The sequence below is a fragment of the Nitrospira sp. ND1 genome (assembly GCF_900170025.1).
Classification (GTDB): Bacteria; Nitrospirota; Nitrospiria; order Nitrospirales; family Nitrospiraceae; genus Nitrospira_A.
Map to the genome: position 1 here is coordinate 3,060,741 of NZ_FWEX01000006.1, position 21,483 is coordinate 3,082,223.

The following is a 21,483-nucleotide window of genomic DNA, read 5'->3' on the forward strand; positions in this document are numbered from 1 at the left end:
GGCTGTCTAGCAAGGCATTGTCGGTGTTGCTTTCTGCTCTTCCGTCACGTATGTCTTTGCTTCCGGGGATGTTTCGTTTTCCGAGACGATGGTGAAGACGGGCTCTCGGCGATCGGCTTCGCAGTCTCGGTTTCATTCAATACATGAGGGGCACATGCCTATGCGGGTGATTCGAACCGTCTACGTGACAGGTGTCCTGGCGCTGTTAGCAGCGTCGGGAGTGGGGAATGTGAATGGAACTGCGTTGGCGGAATCGACGCCTGAGGGAAAGTCTGAAACCCCGCCGGTGCAACGACCGAAGGATCCCGATACAAAGCCGAAGGAGCCGGAGCCGAAAGCGAAGGAGGCTGACTCGAAACCCAAGGAATCAGATGCCAAGCCTCCTGAAAAGCCCAAAGAGGCGGAGGCGAAACCCAAGGAGCCGGAGTCGAAAGCAAAGGAACCGGAGACCAAGGCCAAGGAGCCGGAGCCGAAAGCGAAGGAGCCAGCGGCGAAGGCCAAGGAATCCGAACACAAGGTCAAAGAGGTAGAGCCGAAGTCCAAGGAGCCGGAGTCTAAAGCAAAAGAGCCTGATGCGGCGGCTGAACATCCCTGTCCAACGGTGCCCCATGCGGCAGAGGTGAAACCGGCGGCGGAGACGCAGGCACCGCCGGGAGAGCCCGGTGCAGGAGAGCGCCCCAAAGCGGCGGAGCCGGAAGGTAAGAAACCGATACGTTCGTCGATGGTGACGGCCAAGCTGGCGCTCATGGCGGATCCGCACCTGTTTCCTTATGACATCGAGGTCGATGCCAAGGACAAGGATCTTGTCCTGCTCGGAAAGGTGTCGCAGGAATCGGATAAGCGCGCGGCGACGGACATCGTGCGGTGTCTCGACGGCGTGCACGCTGTCGAGAATCGACTCAAAGTTGAACAGGACGCGGCCCATGGGCTCTTCGCGGAACGCGACAAAATCATCACGCAATTGGTGAAAGAACGGTTCGAGAAGAGCAAAACCTTGCAATCGGTCAAGTTCGATGTGAAAACTGAGGACGGCATCGTCACCCTGAACGGGGCGACGCGGTTCCAGATCATCGTACTCGAAGCGGCGCAAGCCGCCCGACAAGTTCCGGGCGTGCGCGCCGTGAATACCGACGCCGTGCGTTTGGTGGCCGGAGAATAGGAACGGTTGTGACGACAGGGGTACAGGAGGTCCGACACGCAGTCTGCTGACACCATGGAGCCACGGCACGTGAACGGAGGAGGAACGGGACGCCCCAACGTGAAGTGGTCGCCGCATCTGCTGACGCGCGACTTCACGCTCGTCTGGTGGGGCCAGATGGTCTCGCAAGTCGGCGATGGTGTGTCGAAGCTCGCGTTGCTCTGGTTCGTCTACTCCATCACAGGTTCTCCTCTCAAGACCACCATGATCGGGCTGTTGCAGACCCTGCCGCCCATTCTGTTCGGTCCTTTCATCGGCGTCATCGTCGATCGCGTTCCCAAGAAACTCTTGCTGATCAGCAGCGACCTGATTCGCGCGCTGGTGTTAGGCGTGCTGCCCTGTTTGTTGCCGGTAGACTCGTTCAGTATCGAGCGGCTGTATCTCATGGTGTTCGTCCATGCGGTCGCCTCCGCGGTGTTTGGTCCGGCATTGACTGCCGCCATTCCGTCGCTGGTCTCCCGCCACGAATTCACCGCCGCCAATGCGCTGCTGCAGACGACGACCAGCATCGGGATCATCGTCGGGCCGGCGCTGAGTGGCGTCGGGATCGCGACCATGAGTTCTCAGGAAGTGCTCTGTGTGAATGCGGTCAGCTATGTCATTTCTGCCGCCTGTTTTGCGTTCATTCGCTTTCCACGGGCCGAGTCTCAGCCGGCCGGCGGCGGCTCCCTGGCGGGAACCTTCAGCGATGTGCTCGATGGCTTCCACTATGTGCTCCATCGCCAACGGGTCATTTTGATGCTCATCGGAGCGGCGTCCATGTATACCTTCGCCACGAGCGCCTTCAGCACGCTCTTTCCGGTGTTCGGCAAGAAGTTGCTGGACCTCGGCCCTATCGAGGTCGGGTACCTCTGGTCGGCATTCGGCATCGGGTTGTTACTGGTGTCGCTGGGGCTCGTGTCCCTGTCGGCCTGGTCGTTGCCTAAGCGGATCCAGTTGATGGCGCTCTCCAGCTTCATCAGCGGCCTGGCGCTGCTCGGTTTAATTGTGACGTCGAATCGGTTGATCGCGGCGGCACTCATGGTCATCATCGGGATGGGGGCCGGGACGCTCACGCCGGTGGCCTGGGGCGTGTTGCAGGAGATTGCCCCGGCATCGCTGCTGGGGCGGGTGCTGGCGATTTATAATCTTGGCGCGATGACCTCCGCCATTGCCGGCATGACGATTTTCGGCTGGGTGACGCAGGATTTCGGCGAGCGTCCCAGCGTGTTCGGGATCGGTGTGGGGTTATTCCTGTCGGCGCTGGTTTCGATGCGGGTGGCGCGCTGGGTGCAGACCAATTGGGCGGGGGCGACTGTTCCTTCTGAGGAGGAGTCGCAGTCTGTGGTCATGGTCACACAGCCCACGAGTCATTAATAGCATTCAGCGGGAGGTCGAGGGGATCGGCCCTCTCTGGAAGGGGAGCCGGACGAGGCGCAGCTTGAGTAGGCGAAAAAACGGGACGAGGGCGTCGTGATGTCGGTCGTCACTCGTCGCGTCGGTGATTCTGGAAGCAGCGGAGGAAGACGTGGAAGAAATTATCAGTGTCAATGATCAGTTCTATATCCTGGCCAGTTCATCGATGGCGGACGATCGCACGCGCGTGCTCAAGCATGGGGAGACGTTCGGCGTCTACGATCGATATGGGGATATTCAGCCGGTGGGCCGGGGAACCCAGGGTGTCTTTCACCAGGGAACGCGGTTTTTGTCGCGCCAGGAGTTGTTTCTGAATAATGACCGGCCGATGCTGCTCAGCTCAACGGTCAAGGAGGACAATGCCTTGCTGGCCGTGGACCTCACGAATCCGGACTTGTATCGGGACGGCCGGATCGCAATTCCGCGCGGGAGTGTGCACGTATTCCGGTCGCGCTTCCTTTGGAACGGGGTGAGTTACGAACGCTTCCGACTGTCCAACTACAGTCTGGCGCCAGTGAAGATGACGTTGTCCATCCGGTTTGAGGCCGACTTTGCGGATATCTTCGAGGTGCGCGGAAAAAAGCGTGAGCGGAAGGGGCGGATGCTGCCGAATGTGCTGCGGAAGGACCTGCTGGTGTTGAGCTACGAAGGCCTCGATGAGGTGACCCGGGAGGCGCGGATTCAGTTTTCTCCGGAGCCGCTGGAGATCACGGCCTCACAAGCCACCTTCGATATTGAACTCGACCCGAAGGGGGAAACGACGGTGGCGGTGATGGTGGCGTGCGATGTGGGGGACAGCCATCGGCCCCTGTTGGCATACGATGCGGCAATGGCCGAAGCGGGCCTGGCCTTTGGTGCGGAGCAGACCGAGGATTGCACGATTCAGACATCCAACGCCCAATTCAATGAATGGTGGAATCGCTCGGTGTTGGATGTCCGTATGATGGTCACCGACACGAATGAGGGCCCCTATCCCTATGCCGGCGTGCCCTGGTTCAGCACACCCTTCGGCCGGGACGGGGTCATCACGGCGCTCGAGTGTCTATGGATCAGGCCGGAATTGGCGCGCGGCGTCCTGGCCTATCTGGCATCGACGCAGGCCAAAGAGGTGAACCCTGGTCAGGATGCCGAGCCGGGGAAGATCCTCCACGAGACCCGCAAGGGTGAGATGGCGGCGTTGAACGAGATTCCCTTCGGCCTCTACTACGGCAGTGTCGATTCCACGCCGCTGTTTGTGATGCTGGCCGGCGCTTATTACGAACGGACGGCCGATCTGGCGTTTATCCAGTCGATATGGGCCAACCTGGAAGCGGCGCTGACCTGGATGGACACCTTCGGCGATCCCGACCGTGACGGGTTTGTAGAATATGTACGGAAATCACCCACCGGGTTGGACAATCAAGGCTGGAAAGATTCCCATGATTCGATTTCGCACGAGGACGGTTCGCTGGCTGAAGGACCGATCGCCTTGTGTGAAGTACAAGGGTATGTGTACGACGCCAAAGTGCAGGCGTCGAAGCTGGCAGATGCGCTCGGCTATATCGATCGTGCCAGTCAGCTTCGGCGTCAGGCGCGGTCGCTCAAGGAACGTTTCGAAGAGGCATTCTGGTGCGAGGAATCGTCAACCTATGCGCTTGCCCTGGATGGCCAGAAACGGCCCTGTCAGGTGAAGACTTCCAACGCCGGCCATTGTCTCTATACGGGGATCGCAAGCGATGAGCATGCCAGGCGTGTGGCGGAAACGCTCATGTCCGATGAACTGTTCAGCGGATGGGGTGTGCGGACCCTCGCTGATTCGGAGCGCCGGTACAATCCGATGTCCTACCACAACGGATCGATCTGGCCGCACGACAACGCCATGATTGCGGTCGGTCTAGCCCGGTACGGCCTCAAGTCCGGTGTGGAAAAAATTATGACCGGCATGTTCGAGGTCAGTCTCGTGCTCGACTTTCATCGCTTGCCGGAACTCTTCTGCGGATTCGTACGCCGGCCCGGCCAGGGCCTGACGCGGTATCCGGTGGCCTGTAACCCTCAAGCCTGGGCGGCTGGCTCGGCCTTCATGGCGCTACAGGCCTGTCTTGGCTTATCGATTATCGCGTCGGAGCAGAAAGTGGTGTTCAATTACCCCATCCTGCCGGAGTTCATCGACAAGATGCAGATCAAGAACCTCAAGGTGGGGACCGCATCGGTCGATTTACTGCTTCGGCGCCATGACCTCGATGTGGGTATCACGGTTATCCGTCGTGCCGGAAAAGTCGAAGTGGTGTCGGTGAAGTAACGGCGCCTGCGTGAAGGCTCGGCCGCGGCGTGCGCGCCGGCTCGATAACATCCGGTTGGGTGTAGAACGGCCAGTGAGTCCGCTGAAGTGTTAGGGCGCGTCGGCGAGTTGCCAGGCTATGGCGAGTATGTAGCGCGCGGCGGCTGAGAGAATATCTGCGTTGACGGTGTCCGCCGTGTCAGTCGGCTGATGGAAGTGCGGATGGATTCCGCCGCTCACCACGGTTACGGTGGGAACTCCCGCTTCCTTAAACGGCACATGGTCTCCCCCCGGGAAAAAACCGAACAGATCGATACGGTCCGCAAGTCCGGCCCGTTCTCCGGCCTGCTGCGCAGCGGGTTTTTCTAAACCGGTTACCCCGATCGTGAGCCGTCCGTTTCCGACTGCCGCATGATCCACATTGATCATGGCCGCGGTAGCGGTCAGCGGCACTATTGGTTGAGTCACGTAGAGCTTCGATCCTAACAAGCCCTGTTCTTCTCCGCTGAACGACACCACTATGATCGAACGTTTCGGGCCGACGGGTATGGAGGTGAGCACCCGGGCGACCTCCAGGATCACGGCGGTGCCTGATGCGTTGTCGTCGGCTCCGGCAAAGAGCAGCCCGCCTTGTTTTCCAAAATGATCGCGGTGAGCTCCGATCACGATGGCGTGGTGTTGATGTGCGGCATCCTGTCCGGGAAGGAGTGCGACGACGTTCTGAAGCGTGCCGTTTTGTTGCGTACTCCGCCACCGCACTCGAATCGAGACGTCGGTGGTCGTGGATTGCGGGGCCATGGTGTCGTTGAGTTGCTGCTGAAGGCGCCGCAACCGGTTGTCCTCGCCGGGCTGTTGTGCGTTGAGGATAGCTGAGGCGAGAGCGGTACTGATCCATGCGCCGGGAATCGTCCGGTGAGGGTCCGTGAGTCCGTAGAAGGCGCTCGGCCGACCCGTGACCCCACGGCGGGTTTCATAGGCATTGAGGATCGGTCCTGTCGCGGTGAGGTAGCCGATGGCGCCATGTGCGTGGGCCATGTGCACTTTATCTGCGTGGGAGACCTGCTTGGCATACCGTTCAGGTTTTCCCCGGAGAAACAGCACGACTTTGTTCCGGACGTCGATCCCCGCATAGTCATCGAGTCCGCCGGCCTGATCGGAGATTCCGTATCCCGCAAAAACAACCGAGGTCTCCAGCTCTGCTGAAGGGGAATCGAGGATTGGTAGGTAGTCGGTGCCGACCACGGCAGGTTGACTCTCAGAGATCGGTCCAATCTGGAGCAGTGAATCATCGTCGATCTGAGTTATGCGGACGGGGGCGGACTGAATCTGGGTGTGCGCGGGGAGTCGATCGGGCGGGGCGGGAGACTCGGAGCCCGGTGAGCGATGCTGTTGTAGCTCCAGGAATCGTTGCCGCACGAACTCCGCGGAAGCAAGGTCGTCAGGCGTCCCGGTCTGGCGTCCGTTGAATGCCGGTCCGCTCAACGCGCGGATATCCGCCAGCATGCGCTCACTGGAAATCTGACTCAATGCCTGCGTCAGCGTCGTGGACGGGGCGCCCGTCTCTGCGGCGATACTCTGGCCGGCGGCCAGGGCCATATATAAGATGAACAGCAGGTAGAACGGGAGTCGATCAATGTATGACGATTCAGTGCGTCTGCTGTTTCGCCGGCAAGGCGCAAGTGATATGGAGCGATCGCAGGGCATCAGATAGACGTGGCAGAGGCCTTTTGTGCCGACCAGCGTTGATACCATCGCCAGAGCGGTGGCTGCAGAAAGCGGGGGATCGGATACCCCAGGCCGCGGACATAGCCGTCATCCCGGTCCAGCACGGCGAATGCCAGCCGGTACTTGTCACGGAAGATCGCGCAGCGGTGTTGCACCTCCTCGTCGCTCAGCTGGATGCGCGCCCGGATCGCGGTTCCGATGGCCTCATCGGATGCCGCTTCACGGACCAGCGGTTCGATGTAGGCAGGCGTCAGCTGGAACCGGCGCATGAAGGACTGGTCCAGTGCGGAGGGGTAGGCATAGGTTCCGAGCGTGCCGGCCTGAAAGGCGCGCACCTTGTCGATCAACCGTGGCAGCCACATTATGCCTGCCAGGGTGTCACTCCATCGTCGCGGCGACTGCTGGGATAGGTCCATGCGGTGCCTCATAATCCTGGGAAGGAGAGGTTTCTTGCGAACCGTTGGCACTATAGCATACCCGGTCGATCCCATTGCAGAGAGCCGGGGGCTCAATGTACTATCGGCCATCAGGTGAGCGTCGGGGCCGTTCCTTCAGGAGCTGATCCTCCGTGAGGGCAGGTCGGGATCACCAAGCGAGGCAAGAGGTAGGATCTATGGCAGAGCAGGGAAAGGGTCTGTACGACCATCAGTACGGACGGTTTCGCGAGAATCAAGGTACGCATCAAGGCTATGAATTTCAGCACGGGCCTGCCGGGAGCGTGCCTCCCCCCGTGGTGACGTTCATGGACAAGATAAAGTGGTGGACGTTGCGCGGCTGGCGACGAAAGAAGATCCTGGCTGAACGCGATCGATTTCAACAGGACATCATCCGGATCAAGCAGACCCAGCCGAAATCGTAAGATCCGCTCGAAGGAGGAGTGCTCCCGTGCAATATGGACACGAGCTGGTAAGGCAGATAGAGTTCCTACGTGACAGTCAGTCGCTTGCTATGGCGCATCTCAGGAATATCAGGAGATACGTCGGTGTCATCGTGTTGACCCTGATGTCGATGAGCGGGGTTGAATCGGTGTTGGCGGTGCCCAAGGAAACGTCTACGGAAAAGGCGGAGCATTTGCGGCAACAGGCGAATCCCCAGCTCTTCAACAATTGGACGTTCGATAAGGATCAGGCGGGAGGGGTTCCAAAGGGGTTTCTCGCCGTGGCTTCGGGCGATCAACCAGGCGGGGACTGGAAAGTTGAAGCGCAATCGGCGGCACCTTCCTCGCCCAATGTCGTGCTGGGGGCATCTTCCTGTCCCGCCTGTGTCGAGTTGTTGGTCGCGCAAGGATTTCAGTATGAATACCCTGAGCTAGTCGTCAGGATTCGTCAGGGAGCCGATGCCACATCCGGGCAGATAGGAGTGGTGTTCGGCCTGAAAGATCCGAAGAATTATTATGCGACCGTGGTGGATTTGTCGCAGAAGTCCATAGAGGTGGTGCGGGTGATCGAAGGCAAAGAGTCGATTTTAGGCCGGGCGGCGATTAAGTCGAAGCCGGTTGAATGGCATACGCTCCGGGTCCAACGGAACACCATCATCAGTAAGGATTTTGTGGAGACCTTCTTCGACGGGAGCCTGGCGCTTTCTGTTGAGGATCAAACGCTTGGCGTCGGACAGGTGGGGATTCTGGTGCGTGGGCAGGCGACTGCGCGATTCGATAATTTCAACGCTTCACCATTATATTCCAGCCGTCCATTGTCGGCGCCGGCGGCCTACTAGGCGCGATGCCGACGGGCCTGCTCGACTCGGAGACCATTTCACGCTTGCCTTTCCTATTTTGGTAGGATACAGTGAAGGTGCTTCATTGCGAAGAGCCTTGGCGGTGGAGTAGAAAAAGAATTACAGGGCTCGATTTCGATGTTGTTTTGGGTTCTTCCCGGGAATTTCGGAAGCCAGAGCTAAGATTGCCGCTGTGTTTGCATCTTCGCCCCATTCCTTCCTCGTTTCTTTCTCGAGTCCCAGACAACACCATTTTATTCTCAAAGGAGGAACCCAATGGGTTCGAAGATCTACGTTGGCGGCTTGCCATATTCAACCACCGAGCAACAGCTGAGTGACCTGTTTGCGGTGCACGGGGCGGTGACGTCGGCGCGCATCATCACGGACAAATTCACCGGCCAGTCACGGGGCTTCGGCTTCGTCGAAATGTCGGGAGATTCCGAGGCGCAGGCGGCGATCAACGCGTTGAACGGGACACAATTCGGGGGCCGCACGTTGACTGTGAATGAAGCCCGCCCGCAGGAGCCCCGCTCCGGTGGTGGCGGAGGACGTGGAATGGGCGGGGGCCGGCACTAAGCTGCGCTCGTTTCGCTATACCTATTCAGGGGCTGCCGACAGGGTAGCCCCTGCGTTTTTCTTACCGTGTTGTCCTCTCTCTGGTCTGCAGGGCCATCAGGTTATCTGCCCCTGTTTTCCCAAGATTGAGATTTAGGAGTGTCGTTGCATGGTGTCGTTTGCCGAATTGTCTCTTACATCGTTTCTCGCTGACCGTTTACAACAGGCCGGGTTTACCGCGCCGACTCCCATTCAGAGCGCGGCGATTCCGCTGGCGTTAGAGGGGCGTGATTTGTTGGCCCAGGCCAAGACTGGCAGCGGGAAAACGCTGGCCTTTCTTATTCCCTTGATCGAACGGGCCGTCAAAGAGGGCTGGAAGCCTGCCGGTCATGCCTCCGCGTCGCATGCCGGATCTTCCAGATCGCCGCGGGCGCTCGTGCTCGCGCCGACCCGTGAGCTGGCCCTTCAAATTGAAATGGAATTGCGCAAGTATGCGCCGCCGTCAGTCACGTCGCTGGCCGTGTACGGTGGTGTCCCCATCGAGCGGCACTACCGCGCCTTGCGCCAACCGCCGTTGATCGTGATTGGAACGCCGGGGCGTTTGTTGGACGTGGCGGGGACCCGCCATTTGGACCTGCGCGGGGTCGAATATGTGGTCATGGATGAAGCGGATCAAATGTTGGATCGCGGATTCCTGCGCGACATTCAGCGTATTCTGCAATTGCTTCCCACCCAACGACAGACCATGCTGTTTTCGGCAACCTTCTCGCCGGAAATTCTGACGCTCGCCGAATCGATGCTGAAGAATCCGGCTCGAACGGCGGTGGATCCCGGCGTGAATACGCCGACCACGATTACCCACGCGTACTACGTGGTGCCAAGCGAATCCTCGCGGGTGCAGTTGATTCACACACTGCTCCAGTCTCCGGAGTCCGGTGATCAGTCGATGGTCTTTTGCGATCAGAAATACAAAGTGAAACGGTTGGCTGCCCGTCTGGGCGGAGAGCCAGCCTCGGTCGGTGCCATCACCGGAAACCACTCGCAGGCCCAGCGGGAACGGACCCTCACGGCGTTCCGATCGGGCCGGTTGCGCACCCTGGTCGCGACCGATGTCGCCGCTCGCGGATTGGATGTGCCGTCGGTGTCGCAGGTCATTCATTACGAACTGCCCGGCAACCCCACGTCCTACGTGCATCGCACCGGCCGAACGGGTCGGGCTGAACGATCCGGCGCGACGCTCTTGATTCTCTCTCCGCAGGAAGAGCATGAATACTTGGCGATGGTGCGCCGTTTGCGAATCCAAACGAAGCGCCTGACGTTGCCCGCACTGGCGGTACTGCCGCCTCCTGCGCATGAGCCTGAGTCGAACGGCCAATCCAGGCATGATGGGCGGGGGCGCGATGCCCGACCGCGACGTGCCGGAGAGCGCCAAAACTCCATGCCTCAGGATGCGAGAGGCGGGCAGGGCCGTCGAGGTTGGCGTGCGGATCGTCCCGCCGCCCCGCGCCGTGGCAACAGTTGAAGAACCGCATGGTTCGGCAGGGATTGCTGGACCGGCATGATTAGGAGGACGCGTCGATGAAAGCTGGACGGAGTCTGTTGCTGGGCATGTTGCTGGCCGTCGGTGGTCAGTTGATGGGGGCGGGCGCCTACGCGCAAGGCGATCTCGCCATTGCCGACGGGGTGAAAGTGTCGTTGGAGTACATTCTGACGCTTCCCGACAAGTCCGTCGCCGATTCGAATGTCGGTCAGGAGCCGATCATCTTCGTGCAGGGGGCGCATGAAATTGTCCCCGGCCTCGAAAAGGCTCTCGACGGCATGAAGGCCGGACAGAAACGGCGCATCGAGGTGGCGGCGCAGGACGCCTACGGTCCCTACAACAACAAGCTACGCCAGAGCGTGGACAAAGAAAAGCTTCCCAAGGACGTCAAGGTCGGGGACATTTTGCAGGCGTCGGATAACCGGCTGGTGAAGGTCCTCGAAGTGAATGACAAGAAGGTGTTGATCGATCTCAACCATCCATTGGCTGGAAAGACGCTCACCTTCGATGTGAATGTCCTCAAGGTCGAAAAGGGCGATGCCGCGGACGCCCCTGCAAGCAAGACCCCCTAAACGCTCTCTCTTCACCAGAGCGGCGAGGCAGCCGGCTTGAAGCCGGCTGGCTTCCGCCGCTCTGTGCTGAATCGTCGTCACGAGTCCTCGAACCACATCGATCGTTCTGTCGCTCAGTAAGGGCGTGTCCCGGTTCTTGACGCGTTCTCCGTCTCCGTGTAGGGTCCCAGCACGAGACGTTCCAGAATGGTGTGAGGGCTGACGCGCTATTGAGTAGGGGCAAGGAAAACCTTCCACGGCTTAGAGGAGATCCAGCGCAGATGGGAACCATCAAGCAACGACCGGTGGTGGCAATTCTGGTGGGTGGCGGTCCGGCGCCCGGCATTAATAGTGTCATCGGGGCCGCCACGATTCGAAGCATTCTTGGTGGGTGCGACGTGATCGGCATTCAAGACGGTTTCAAATGGATCATGGATGGCCAGACCAGCAAGGTGAAGCGCCTGTCGATCGAGGACATTAGCCGGATTCACTTCAGCGGCGGCTCCTGCCTCGGCACGGCGCGCGCGAACCCCACCCAGAAAGTCGAGCATCTTGATGCCTGCCTGACGAGTCTGAACGCACTCGGCGTGACTCGATTGATCACGATCGGAGGGGACGATACCGCGTTCTCCGCGCTGAAGTTGGAGCAGCGGGCCGCCGGTCGCCTCCAGGTCGTGCATGTGCCGAAGACCATCGATAACGATCTGGACCTGCCCCACGGGATTCCGACATTCGGATTCCAGACGGCGCGCCACATCGGCGTGGAGCTCGTGAAGAGTTTGATGGTGGATGCGGAGACGACCTCACGCTGGTATTTCGTGGTGACGATGGGGCGTAAGGCCGGGCATCTGGCACTCGGGATCGGGAAGGCGGCCGGTGCGACGTTGACGGTGATTCCTGAGGAGTTTCGACAGAAGCCTCTTCGTCTGAAAACGCTGGTCGATGTCCTGGCCGGCGCGTTCATCAAGCGGCTCAATGCCGGACGATCGGACGGCGTGGCGGTCCTGGCGGAAGGTCTCGTGGAAATCCTCGATCAGCAGGATCTCGACGGTCTGCAGGATGTGGAGCGAGACCAGCACGGACATGTGCGGCTGGCGGAGATCAACTTCGGCTTCGTGCTCAAGCGGGCGGTCGAGAAGGAATTGCGTTCCTTCGGCATTAAGACCACCATCGTCGAGAAGAACATCGGGTACGAGCTTCGCTGTGCCGATCCCATTTCGTTCGATATGGAATATACCCGCGATCTCGGTTATTGCGCGGCCCAGTTTCTCCTGGAGGGCGGGAATGCCGCGATGGTGTCGATTCAAAACGGCCGGTTCATTCCCATTCCGTTCGGCGACATTCTGGACCCGGCGACCGGCCGTACCAGGGTGCGTATGGTGGATGTGGAGTCTGAGTCGTACGTCATTGCAAGGCGGTACATGATTCGATTGGCTCCGGATGATTTCAATCAGCCTCAGGCGCTGGTCCGCTTGGCCACCACGGCCGGTCTCGCCGCGGATGATTTCCGGAAACGGTTCGAATATCTGATGGGCAAGGATCTGTGAGAGAGGGGCGAGGGATTGGACCTCGTCCCATCCGCTGTGACGTAGGGCGTCATGACGAGTGAAGCGACACCGGATACAGAAATTGCTCTCGCATGTGGACAGCAGCGCGCGCTGCTCTCACCCTGGGGCGCGGCGCTACGCCGGTACTACCTGCTTGAAGAGAACGGGAGCGAAAGCGACATTGTCTGGGGCTATGCAGGCGGCGCGCACAAAAAGGGTGGGCAGGGAGATGTGCTCATTCCCTTTCCCGGACGTGTGTCGGAGGGGCGCTACTCCTTTGATGGGCAGCCGTTGCAGCTTGAACGGAACGACAAAGAAGGTCCGAACGCGATCCATGGATTTGTCCGGACCCTGCCGTGGACCACGCAGCAGGCCGATTCGGAGAGCGTCGCGTTTGAGGTCCAGCTGGAAGCTGCCAACTATGCCTCCAGAGGTTATCCCTTCTCGCTCGCCGTTCGTGTTGCGTATCGGTTGGACAGGCAGGGATTGACCTGCTCGTTCGCCGTTCACAATGTAGGGCGTGAGGCTGCGCCGGTCGGAGTCGGATTTCATCCCTATTTCACGGTCGGGACTGCGCTGGTGGATGAAGCGGAAGCCCGGATTCCCGCTTCCGGGTATCTTGAGTTCAATGACCGGCTTGCGCCGACCGGCAAGGTCCTCGATGCGCAGGATACCGAGTGGGATTTTCGCGAACGTCGCCGGATCGGCAACCTCCGTTTCAATCACTGCTATGTCGGGTTGGAGCGTGATGCGGAGGGAATGGCGACGGCCACACTGCAGCACCAGGGGAGTGGCCGCAGGATCGAGGTGGTGATGGATCGTTCGTTTTCCGCGATCGTAGTCTACACCGGCGATGCGATTGTCGCCGCGCCGCGCCGCGCGCTGGCGATTGAGCCGATGACCTGCGCGACCGATGCCTTCAATCATCCCGAGTGGGGGTTGAAGCGACTGCAGCCCGATGAAACCTTCACCGGACGGTATCGCGTCACTCATTGCCTTCTGTAAGGCTCCTTGCTCGGTGTGTGTCGTCCTCTCCTGTCACCCGCTCTACGCGATCAGCCATGTGCTCTTGTCCGCGCAGACTCCGTTACGACGGCTTCGTCGATTCAACGATGCGGAATCGCACTTCATCCACCTGAGTGTAGGCCGAGGTTTGTTCCCCTGCGAATAACCCGCACCGGTAGAGTCCCGTCGTCCAGCCGGTGGATGGACGTGACAGGACAAAGTAACCGGATTGGTCGTTGGTGGACATGATGAGCTGATCCTGCGCCACCGCCGGCTGCGCGCCGGTCAGCTCCGTGCGTTCTTTGAAACAGCGCGCTGCGAGCGGAACTTCATCGTACGACGCCGTCACCAATCCGAACACCAGGTAAATGTCCTGCTGGGTAGCGGGAAAGCTGATTCCAGGGTCCAGGGGAATGAAGTCATGGGCACCGGTGGGCGAATCGTCCCGCATGACTTTCTTCGCAGGGATGACGAATCGAAACCAGGCAAAATCGGCATCCCGTCCGACCAGGGAGGCCGCCGTATCCAGGGTGTTCTGTGGCTTCAAGTTCTCCATGGCCTTCGCGGCGAGCTCTGCTTCCGAGGGAACGACCGGCGCGGCCGGTGTGACCGAGACGGCGTCCTCCATCTCGATTGCCTTGGCCAGTTCGGGGACATGCGGACGAATCTTGTCCAACCATCGCAGCAGTTTATTTTTATCCAGCACTCTGGTTCCGATCGGAAGTTCGACCTCCCTCGTCGACTGTTCAAATGCCACGGTCGTGTCGTAGAGGATCTTGAATTGAATGTACGCGTCCTCCCATTTTCCCAAATCCACCAGACATTGACCCAGGCGATAGACGGTGGCCGCATAGTCTTCATCGAGAGGATCGAGGCCCTCCATTTTCGGGATGATGCTGATCGCCTCTTTGCACCGGCCCAGGTTCATGAGAATCAGTCCGAGGTGCTGCTTGGCGAGGGGGTCCATCGGATTGAGGAGCAGGAGTTGCCGATACATCGGTTCGGCTTCCTGATAGCGCCCGGCCTCGAAGAGCGCGTAGGCATCGTGGCGAATCATCGACCAGTCTTTGAGTTGTTTCGGGTTCGCGTCCGGGCTCATCATGGGTGCAAAGCGGCGGCCTCGCTCTGTCGATCCGTAGAACACGGTCAGCAGATTCTTGGCGGACAGCTCCAGCGGGGAACCGGGCGAGACCTGTTGCAACACAGATTGCACCTCGCGATCTGCGCCTTCGTAATCCAAAATGTCGAATCGTGCGCGGGCCATCGCTAGTCGCCAGTTGAGCATGTCGGGTCCCAGCTCCACGGCCTGCTGATAGGACTTGAAGGATTCTTCCAGCCGGTCGAGTTTCCGGAGCTCACGGGCTAGTCGCAAATGGATCAGCGGGTTCTGGGGTTCGATGGCGGCAATACGCTGCAATTCGATGACCGCTTCTTCCACCTGCCCGGAACGAACCAGCACGCTCCACTTAGCCCATCGCACGTCCAGTGCCGTGGGAATACTCGCCAGGACGGTTTCATAGGACTGAAGGGCCGCTTCGGTGTGGCGTGAGGTGGCCAGCATGTCGCCACGGAGTTGGTGCAGCGCGAACGCCTGCGGGTTCTCATGAATGCCTTGGTCCAGAATGCCGAGGGCCAGGTCTGTCGTACCCTGCTCCCACGCGGCTTTGGCGCGTTGGGCGACCTGGCTTTCCGAGGGGAGGCCCTGGTCGTTCGCCATGGCTCTGGGTGCGTCGGTCAGCGTGACGGGCAGGAGCAGGAGGAGGAATCCAATGATGTGATAGGTCAGCCGGATGAACGGCTGCGGCGCGCGAACGGGCGAACATGTATGGATCAGCATGAGATAGGTCTCTGGTTGAGGTGAACAAGTCCCTTCCATGGTCAGGCGCGCACGGGTACAGAATAATACCCCACAGCAAGCCTGCTGTGTTCGATTAGAGACACCCTGAGGGAGAAGGATTCGTCGCCCTCAGCGGCCCCAGGCACAATGGATTATCTTACTGTACGATGGCCAGGCTCCGCGAGGTGCCCCGGATGGATCCGGCTGTGAGCGGGGCACGAGGCGCGTCCTGTCGGGAGAGTCCCGGTCAGCCGGTGAATAATGCGGTCACCGAAGCGGTTGTCTCAACGGAGCGGAATCGAATCCGCTTACCGCACGTTGACGAAACGTCCGTGAGCCATGGTTCGAAGCTGATCGATGTCTTCGTGGCGAGTGACCGAGAGCGGCACGGTGCCGGACAATTCTTGAATCAAGAGATCGGTCGTCAGCGGGGTCTTGTAATGTAAGGCCCGGTAGAGTGCGGTGACGACCGCCTGCTCGATTTCCGAGCCGCTGAACCCATCACTGGCGCTGACGATTTTCTCGAGGTCGAATCCCGCGCTGTCCTGTTTGCGGAGCGCCAGGTGGATCTTCCAGATGGCGGTCCGTTCGTGGTCGTCAGGCAAGTCCACGAAGAAGATTTCGTCGAACCGTCCTTTGCGCAGCAATTCAGGCGGGAGGGAGGCGAGGTTGTTTGCCGTGGCGACGACGAACACCTCCTGCTTCTTTTCCTGCAGCCAGGTGAGAAAGGCGCCGAAGAGCCGGCGGCTCAATCCGGCATCGGCATCTCCGCTTCCGCCGCCGGCCACCATCGCCTTCTCTATTTCATCGATCCAGAGCACGATCGGCGAGAGGGATTCGGCCATCTCGATCGCCTTCCGGAAATTCTTCTCCGATTCGCCGACGAATTTGTCGAAGAGCCGCCCGGCATCGAGTTTGAGCAACGGGAGTTGCCACTCGCGTGCAATGGCTTTTGCCGCGAGCGACTTGCCGCAGCCCGGGACACCCACCAGCATGATGCCGCGCGGCGGCGTCAGGTTGAGCGCCTTGGCTTCTGCCGTGAATCCCACCTTCGCCCGTTCCAGCCAGGATTTCAGATTCACGAATCCGCCCAATTCGAACCGGTTGTCTTCGAGGGGATAATATTCCAACAGCCCGCCGTCCTTGATCGCCTGGACCTTGCGTTTCAGGATGGTCTGTACGTCGGCAGCAGACAGTCTGCCGTCCTCGACGAGGCATTGCGTAATGACCTGCCGGGCTTGATGCAACGTCAATCCCTGCAGGGCGCGGAGGATGGCGTCGGATTCTTGTGTCGAGGGGGTTGCCTGGGTCGGTTTGGAGCCGGCGAGCGAGTGAAGCATGCTCTGCACCACGGTGGTGGAGCCGGGGCGGCGCGGCGACGTTCTCGTACCGAGTGACTGCAGCACACTTTGGAGCATGGATTGCAGTTCATTACGATTCGGCAGCTGCAGGTCGAGCCGGACCGCAATCTGTTCAATGTCGGACGGAAGGACGATGGGATGGCCGGTGAGCACACAGGTCGTACGAGAACGGCCGAAATGATGACTGACTTCCCGTAACTGGCGGGCCACAGCGGCGTCCTGCAGGTGTGGCGCAAGATCTTTGAGCCAGAACAGGGCCTCGACGGTCAGTCCATTGAGGTGTTGAAGGACAGCCAGAGGGGTGGCCGTCATCTTGTTGATGCTCTGCCCCTCGTCCTGCCTGGTGAGGCCTCTGGTAATCGACCATTCGAACAGCGGCATGCGTTCCTGCGCCGCCACGGATTGAAGCAACGCCAGCACTCGCTCTTCTTCGACCGTCTCGACGACGATCAGGGGGTGGCAGGAGCGAATCAGTGTGCGGAGATCATGCACGCTCGTCGAGAGTGACATAGGAGTGAAATGCTAGCACGAGGGTTTCACCCCACCAAGCAAAGGGGCGATTGTGACCGGACGGGAAGATGAGCGTAGGGACAGACGCTCATGGCCGATAGCTGATGATAAATAGTGGGAAGGACACTGGCGAGAGTTTGTTCATATTGTGCGGATCAAATTGACAGGTGATTCCACTGAGGCAACAATCACCTGAGCAGAAGAATTCTTTGGAAGGGAATTGGGATGACATCTAATCCGGAAAATCCCTGCGACGACGAAGACAAGCCGGCGCCTCGGATCGCTACATTCTGGCGACGTATTGGAGCTGCTGTGGTGGATGCATCCCTCCTTGGCGCGATCGGAGCGTGTCTAGGTTTTCTGTGGTTCGATCAGTTGGCCGCACTCGGACGAACGGGGCGATTCATTGGTGGTGCCATTGCATTGGTGTATTTCGGCACGTTGAACAGCCGAATTGGACAGGGGCAGACTCTCGGCAAACGTCTCCTGAAGATTCGAGTCACAGATGCCAAGGCCGCGCTGGTTAGCCTACCTCGCTCGGCTTTCCGTGCGACGATCTTATTGTTGCCAGTAGCGCTCAATGGAATGCCCGTGCCTGCGGGGGAACATGAGCAACTTTGGGGCATTGTTCTCAGTATCTTGATTTTTGGTGTCAGTGTGGCAACTGTGTATCTCTATTGTTGTAATCGACGGACAAGACAATCCATTCACGATTTAGCGGGTGGAACATTTGTGAGGAATGCGGAGAGCACTTCAGAGATTCATGAGGAAATTTGGAAGCCCCATTTTGCAATCACTGGGGGGCTTTGTCTTGCAGTGCTTGGGGGAGTGTTGATGCCTCACACTTCTGAACAGCCTGAGTTCATGCAACAGCTGGTTGAGGCACGACGGCTTGTTCAGTCTGCAGTGCCGGGTGCCGAAGTCTCCATGCAGCGGGGCACAACCAAGGCCAGCACTGCAGCGACCGGGCAGACCTCTACCTCATGGATTCTTGTCGGCGTGTCTATGTGGGTAAAACCAGAAAATTTTGAGAGGGTGGCGGACCAAATTGCCATGGCGATGTTTGAGCCGCCGTCCGGCATTCGTGATGTTGGGCAGGTGTCGATAGTGGTTTCCTATGGCTACGACATCATGATCTCACATGTACGAACAACAAAAACGTTCGCGCATTCTCATCGGGAATGGTTGAAGCGACTCAAGAGAGTCGAGCCAATTAGTGCCGGGTCCCCAGGATAGTCGCCGATGGCTAATAGCGATAGCGTCGAGTGGGATAGGAAGTTCGACGATCCGTGCTTCTTCCGAGCTACAAGCTATTTCCCATCGGTTCTTAACTCCGGCTACCAGCCCAACTAGGGTCAGGGTCTCCGTTTAAGTTGTTGAAGGAAGGCTGTGACGGAAAGGATGTCGACCGATTCGACGTGATGAAGGCTGAGGAGATCGTCGTCGCCTCTCACGAGCCATCGGACGCCGGCGGCCACCGCGCAGGTAATGAACTTGGCATCGTCCGGGTCGCGTAAGTCGGGAATGTTCGTTGGGACCGCAGTCACCGTTTCAATGAAGGGGATCAGCTCTTCTTCCAGTAGCCCTCGTATCTCGGTATTCGTCAGCTTGAATTTTGGATAGGCGAGGACGCGGATATAATTCGTCGAGGATAGGAGCGGATACGACCGGACGAAGCCGGCCGGATTGCCAGGCAGAAATAAGTCGTGATGGTGACCCAGAGAATAGCAATGCCGAGACGACGACATTCGTGTCGAGAACGGCTCGAATCACCGGCGGCGACGTCCTCTCGCCCAGGCAATGGCGCGATCCATGTCTTTCATCTCGATCCCGAGCTCTTTTATTTTCTGGCGAACCGCTGTGAGGCGCGAGCTTGGTTCTGCCATGGTCATCGGCTCAGTATCAGGACTCCGCCCTTGGCCGTGACATCAAAATAGTCGGTTTCAGGAATATCTTGCAACGCTTTCTTGGGCAATGTCACCTGATTCTTCGATGTTTTCTTTGCCAACATGGGGGACCCTCACTACAAAGTAAGGATATCTTACATCCTGGCATCCTGGCAAGGCGGCTCTTTTTCCGCCTAGGCGTCGTTCTCCGTGAGGCAGCGACCGAGGCCCTGCTGTTCGGCGAGATGGTAGGCATAGTGCAGGGCCGCCAGGTTCGCAACCCGTTCTTCAGCCTCTTCGCGACTGTCTGAATAGATGATCTGCAGTCCGAATCTGGCCGTCAGGGCATCCAGAAAATCCACCATGCCGTTTCGGTGGTATTGGCCGAGCCGCCCTCCGCCGCTGTTGTATTGAATAGCGCCTTCGATCACTAGAAAGCGATGCGGGTATGCGAGAAGCGGTTCGAGCTCACGGAGAAAGCGCGGACGATTGTCGGACGGGTTGGAGAAGATGGTGTTGAACTCCTCTACGCGACGGCGTTCCACGCAAAAAATGGCCGGGGCTTCTGCAATCGCATAGTCACCGGCCGGCAGTGTCTGTGTGATCGTTCCGGCGATGCGCACGAGTCCCTTGAATTCGTACGGCAGATGTTCGCGGCTGTCGACCAGCATATGGATGGCCGGCACCATGATTTTGGGATGACTGAACCGGGTGACGTTCAGCATCGTTTGGGGCCCGCGCAGTTCCTGGCGCGGTCGTGGAGCGGCTTGCGGACGGGGCGTCGGCGAGGGGCGTGGAGGCGGTGTCGGTGATGAGGGATGTTGTCTGCCGGCGTCGTACCGGGCGCGGGCTGCGGGGTCGCTGAGGGTCTGATAGGCCTGGTTGATCAGCTGCGTGCGGGCCTCGGCTTTCCGGTGTAGGGTCGGCGAATGCACAAAGCGATCGGGATGCCAGACCTGCATGTGTTCATGCCAGGCTCGCTTGATCTCCGCGTCTGACGCGCCGGGAGAGAGTTCCAGGATGGCGTAGTAGTTCGTGGTCCGTTCGTCCCGCATGCGGTGTCCCTGATCAATGTGATGAAGTGTAGCGGAGTGCGACGGCGAAGCGCTAGCCCGCATGATCGGGGTCGGCATGGGTTGGTGGATGGATTCAGCGCGCGCATTGCGGGTTCGGCATTGTGGGAAAATTGTCGGCGGTGTATCGTAGGTCAAGGCAGGTTATTCCTTCTGTAGATTCCATCGGAGGCGATGCTCATGATTTTGGTTACCGGCGGTGCCGGCTATATCGGTTCGCACACCTGTGTGGAACTGCTCAACGCCGGCTGTGCAGTCACGGTCTTTGACAATTTTTCCAACAGCCATCCCGAAGCGTTGGCTCGTGTGGAACGGATTACCGGAAAATCTCTGCGCGTGATACGCGGGGATTGCCGTGATCGCGCAGCCCTGGTAGCGGCCTTGCGTGAGTCCCGGGCGACGGCGGTGATTCACTTCGCCGGTCTGAAGGCGGTGGGGGAGTCGGTACAGCAGCCGTTGGCCTACTACGACAACAATGTCGTCGGGTCACTGCGACTGTTGGACGCCATGGGTGAGTGCGGCGTGAAGCGGCTGGTGTTCAGCTCCTCTGCTACGGTCTATGGCGATCCTCAGCGTCTCCCGCTTACGGAGGACCATCCGTTGTCGGCTACGAATCCCTACGGCAGAACGAAGCTCATGGTGGAGGAGATCTTGCGCGATCTTCAGCGCAGCGATGCCTCCTGGCGAATCTGCATTCTCCGCTATTTCAACCCTGTCGGGGCGCATGCCAGCGGACTGATCGGAGAGGATCCACAGGGGACGCCGAATAATCTCTTGCCCTTCGTGGCGCAGGTGGCGGTGGGGCGGCGGGAATGTTTGAACGTGTGGGGCAATGATTATTCGACTCCGGACGGCACCGGGGTGCGGGATTATATTCATGTGGTCGATTTGGCACTGGGCCACCTCAAGGCGCTGGAAGCGCTCGATCGGCTGGAACGTCCGGGAGAATGTTTGACGGTGAATCTCGGGACTGGAAATGGATACAGTGTGCTGGAGATCGTGCGGGCGTTTGAGGCAGCGAGTGGAAAGCCGGTTCCCTACAAAATCGCCCCCCGCAGACCCGGTGACGTGGCCTCCTGTTATGCCGATCCCAAGCAAGCCTTGAAGTCGTTAGGGTGGGAGGCCGCGCGTGGGCTGAATGAGATGTGTGCCGATGCCTGGCGTTGGCAAAGTTCGAATCCAAGGGGGTATGCGGGCTGAGTGTTCAGCGGGGCGAGCGCTGTGAGTCGGGGGATCTTCGGATGAAAACGATCGGCCTACAGAGTGAGCCAGTGCTCGATTGTCGACAGGTGAGCGTTCTGCATATCACTACCCTTCTACTCCGGGC

General features: G+C 59.3%; 20 protein-coding genes. 12 read left to right on the top strand and 8 right to left on the bottom strand.

What is annotated here, in order from left to right; translation table 11 throughout:
• Positions 1 to 154: 154 nt before the first annotated feature.
• The 3 genes from NSND_RS19110 to NSND_RS19120 all read left to right on the top strand — a co-directional run bounded on the left by NSND_RS19110 (position 155) and on the right by NSND_RS19120 (position 4,871).
• Complete coding sequence (locus NSND_RS19110) at positions 155 to 1,159, top strand: BON domain-containing protein (protein ID WP_159450889.1); 1,005 nt, start codon at positions 155 to 157, stop codon at positions 1,157 to 1,159.
• A 69-nt stretch (positions 1,160 to 1,228) separates the two neighbouring features.
• Positions 1,229 to 2,554 (top strand): MFS transporter, encoded by a 1,326-nt coding sequence (locus NSND_RS19115; RefSeq protein WP_235000314.1) that lies wholly within the window; start codon positions 1,229 to 1,231, stop codon positions 2,552 to 2,554.
• A gap of 151 nt (positions 2,555 to 2,705) precedes the next feature.
• Positions 2,706 to 4,871, top strand: coding sequence for an amylo-alpha-1,6-glucosidase (locus NSND_RS19120; RefSeq protein ID WP_080880938.1), 2,166 nt, complete (start codon positions 2,706 to 2,708; stop codon positions 4,869 to 4,871).
• A gap of 90 nt (positions 4,872 to 4,961) precedes the next feature.
• Here NSND_RS19120 and NSND_RS19125 read toward each other — a convergent pair whose 3' ends face one another.
• Together NSND_RS19125 and NSND_RS19130 are read right to left on the bottom strand one after the other, a co-directional pair.
• Positions 4,962 to 6,446, bottom strand: a complete 1,485-nt coding sequence (locus NSND_RS19125; RefSeq protein WP_159450890.1) for a M28 family peptidase — start codon at positions 6,444 to 6,446, stop codon at positions 4,962 to 4,964.
• Positions 6,447 to 6,553: 107 nt separating this feature from the next.
• The gene (locus NSND_RS19130; RefSeq protein ID WP_159450891.1) at positions 6,554 to 6,991 is read right to left on the bottom strand and encodes a DUF5069 domain-containing protein; all 438 of its coding nucleotides are present in this window, start codon (positions 6,989 to 6,991) and stop codon (positions 6,554 to 6,556) included.
• 197 nt (positions 6,992 to 7,188) lie between these two features.
• On the opposite strand from NSND_RS19130, the gene NSND_RS19135 reads away from it, so the two are divergent.
• The 7 genes from NSND_RS19135 to NSND_RS19165 all read left to right on the top strand — a co-directional run bounded on the left by NSND_RS19135 (position 7,189) and on the right by NSND_RS19165 (position 13,489).
• Positions 7,189 to 7,434 carry a hypothetical protein gene (locus NSND_RS19135; protein ID WP_080880511.1) on the top strand — a complete coding sequence of 82 codons (246 nt, stop codon included), beginning with the start codon at positions 7,189 to 7,191 and terminating at the stop codon, positions 7,432 to 7,434.
• Positions 7,435 to 7,460: 26 nt separating this feature from the next.
• Positions 7,461 to 8,291: a hypothetical protein gene (locus NSND_RS19140; protein WP_159450892.1), complete on the top strand. Its 831-nt coding sequence runs from the start codon at positions 7,461 to 7,463 to the stop codon at positions 8,289 to 8,291.
• A gap of 276 nt (positions 8,292 to 8,567) precedes the next feature.
• Entirely contained in the window at positions 8,568 to 8,867 is a 300-nt protein-coding gene (locus NSND_RS19145; RefSeq protein ID WP_080880513.1) for an RNA recognition motif domain-containing protein, read from the top strand.
• A 148-nt stretch (positions 8,868 to 9,015) separates the two neighbouring features.
• Complete coding sequence (locus tag NSND_RS19150; RefSeq protein WP_080880514.1) at positions 9,016 to 10,368, top strand: DEAD/DEAH box helicase; 1,353 nt, start codon at positions 9,016 to 9,018, stop codon at positions 10,366 to 10,368.
• Between the two features lie 56 nt (positions 10,369 to 10,424).
• Positions 10,425 to 10,958 (top strand): FKBP-type peptidyl-prolyl cis-trans isomerase, encoded by a 534-nt coding sequence (locus NSND_RS19155; RefSeq protein WP_080880515.1) that lies wholly within the window; start codon positions 10,425 to 10,427, stop codon positions 10,956 to 10,958.
• A 260-nt stretch (positions 10,959 to 11,218) separates the two neighbouring features.
• A complete protein-coding gene (gene pfp, locus NSND_RS19160; RefSeq protein ID WP_080880516.1) occupies positions 11,219 to 12,484 on the top strand; it encodes a diphosphate--fructose-6-phosphate 1-phosphotransferase in 1,266 nt (421 codons plus the stop codon).
• Positions 12,485 to 12,535: 51 nt separating this feature from the next.
• Positions 12,536 to 13,489, top strand: a complete 954-nt coding sequence (locus tag NSND_RS19165) for an aldose 1-epimerase (protein WP_080880517.1) — start codon at positions 12,536 to 12,538, stop codon at positions 13,487 to 13,489.
• Positions 13,490 to 13,571: 82 nt separating this feature from the next.
• On the opposite strand, the gene NSND_RS19170 is transcribed toward NSND_RS19165, so the two are convergent.
• Complete coding sequence (locus tag NSND_RS19170; RefSeq protein ID WP_159450893.1) at positions 13,572 to 15,326, bottom strand: tetratricopeptide repeat protein; 1,755 nt, start codon at positions 15,324 to 15,326, stop codon at positions 13,572 to 13,574.
• Positions 15,327 to 15,634: 308 nt separating this feature from the next.
• Positions 15,635 to 17,197, bottom strand: coding sequence for an AAA family ATPase (locus tag NSND_RS19175; RefSeq protein ID WP_080880519.1), 1,563 nt, complete (start codon positions 17,195 to 17,197; stop codon positions 15,635 to 15,637).
• A gap of 225 nt (positions 17,198 to 17,422) precedes the next feature.
• Between NSND_RS19175 and NSND_RS19180 the strand changes: the two genes are divergently transcribed.
• Positions 17,423 to 18,433, top strand: a complete 1,011-nt coding sequence (locus NSND_RS19180; protein ID WP_080880520.1) for an RDD family protein — start codon at positions 17,423 to 17,425, stop codon at positions 18,431 to 18,433.
• Between the two features lie 119 nt (positions 18,434 to 18,552).
• On the opposite strand, the gene NSND_RS19185 is transcribed toward NSND_RS19180, so the two are convergent.
• From NSND_RS19185 to NSND_RS19195, 4 genes are all read right to left on the bottom strand, one after another.
• Positions 18,553 to 18,834, bottom strand: coding sequence for a putative toxin-antitoxin system toxin component, PIN family (locus tag NSND_RS19185; protein WP_369974253.1), 282 nt, complete (start codon positions 18,832 to 18,834; stop codon positions 18,553 to 18,555).
• The gene (locus NSND_RS22245) at positions 18,749 to 18,970 is read right to left on the bottom strand and encodes a PIN domain-containing protein (protein WP_369974240.1); all 222 of its coding nucleotides are present in this window, start codon (positions 18,968 to 18,970) and stop codon (positions 18,749 to 18,751) included. Before NSND_RS22245 ends, NSND_RS19185 begins: the two co-directional genes overlap by 86 nt.
• Before the next feature lie 115 nt (positions 18,971 to 19,085).
• Positions 19,086 to 19,208, bottom strand: a complete 123-nt coding sequence (locus NSND_RS21875; RefSeq protein WP_255373895.1) for a hypothetical protein — start codon at positions 19,206 to 19,208, stop codon at positions 19,086 to 19,088.
• Positions 19,209 to 19,277: 69 nt separating this feature from the next.
• Complete coding sequence (locus tag NSND_RS19195; protein ID WP_159450894.1) at positions 19,278 to 20,138, bottom strand: DnaJ domain-containing protein; 861 nt, start codon at positions 20,136 to 20,138, stop codon at positions 19,278 to 19,280.
• Positions 20,139 to 20,336: 198 nt separating this feature from the next.
• Here NSND_RS19195 and galE point away from each other — a divergent pair, with 198 nt between their 5' ends.
• Entirely contained in the window at positions 20,337 to 21,356 is a 1,020-nt protein-coding gene (gene galE, locus NSND_RS19200; RefSeq protein WP_080880939.1) for a UDP-glucose 4-epimerase GalE, read from the top strand.
• The last annotated feature ends 127 nt before the right edge of the window (positions 21,357 to 21,483 follow it).

Coding starts and splice junctions, on each gene's coding strand:
- NSND_RS19110 (WP_159450889.1), top strand. CDS start 155: ATGCCTATGCGGGTGATTCGAACCGTCTACGTGACAGGTGTCCTGGCG.
- NSND_RS19125 (WP_159450890.1), bottom strand. CDS start 6,446: ATGGCCCTGGCCGCCGGCCAGAGTATCGCCGCAGAGACGGGCGCCCCG.
- NSND_RS19130 (WP_159450891.1), bottom strand. CDS start 6,991: ATGGACCTATCCCAGCAGTCGCCGCGACGATGGAGTGACACCCTGGCA.
- NSND_RS19135 (WP_080880511.1), top strand. CDS start 7,189: ATGGCAGAGCAGGGAAAGGGTCTGTACGACCATCAGTACGGACGGTTT.
- NSND_RS19145 (WP_080880513.1), top strand. CDS start 8,568: ATGGGTTCGAAGATCTACGTTGGCGGCTTGCCATATTCAACCACCGAG.
- NSND_RS19150 (WP_080880514.1), top strand. CDS start 9,016: ATGGTGTCGTTTGCCGAATTGTCTCTTACATCGTTTCTCGCTGACCGT.
- NSND_RS19155 (WP_080880515.1), top strand. CDS start 10,425: ATGAAAGCTGGACGGAGTCTGTTGCTGGGCATGTTGCTGGCCGTCGGT.
- pfp (WP_080880516.1), top strand. CDS start 11,219: ATGGGAACCATCAAGCAACGACCGGTGGTGGCAATTCTGGTGGGTGGC.
- NSND_RS19165 (WP_080880517.1), top strand. CDS start 12,536: ATGACGAGTGAAGCGACACCGGATACAGAAATTGCTCTCGCATGTGGA.
- NSND_RS19170 (WP_159450893.1), bottom strand. CDS start 15,326: ATGCTGATCCATACATGTTCGCCCGTTCGCGCGCCGCAGCCGTTCATC.
- NSND_RS19175 (WP_080880519.1), bottom strand. CDS start 17,197: ATGTCACTCTCGACGAGCGTGCATGATCTCCGCACACTGATTCGCTCC.
- NSND_RS19180 (WP_080880520.1), top strand. CDS start 17,423: ATGACATCTAATCCGGAAAATCCCTGCGACGACGAAGACAAGCCGGCG.
- NSND_RS21875 (WP_255373895.1), bottom strand. CDS start 19,208: ATGTTGGCAAAGAAAACATCGAAGAATCAGGTGACATTGCCCAAGAAA.
- NSND_RS19195 (WP_159450894.1), bottom strand. CDS start 20,138: ATGCGGGACGAACGGACCACGAACTACTACGCCATCCTGGAACTCTCT.
- galE (WP_080880939.1), top strand. CDS start 20,337: ATGATTTTGGTTACCGGCGGTGCCGGCTATATCGGTTCGCACACCTGT.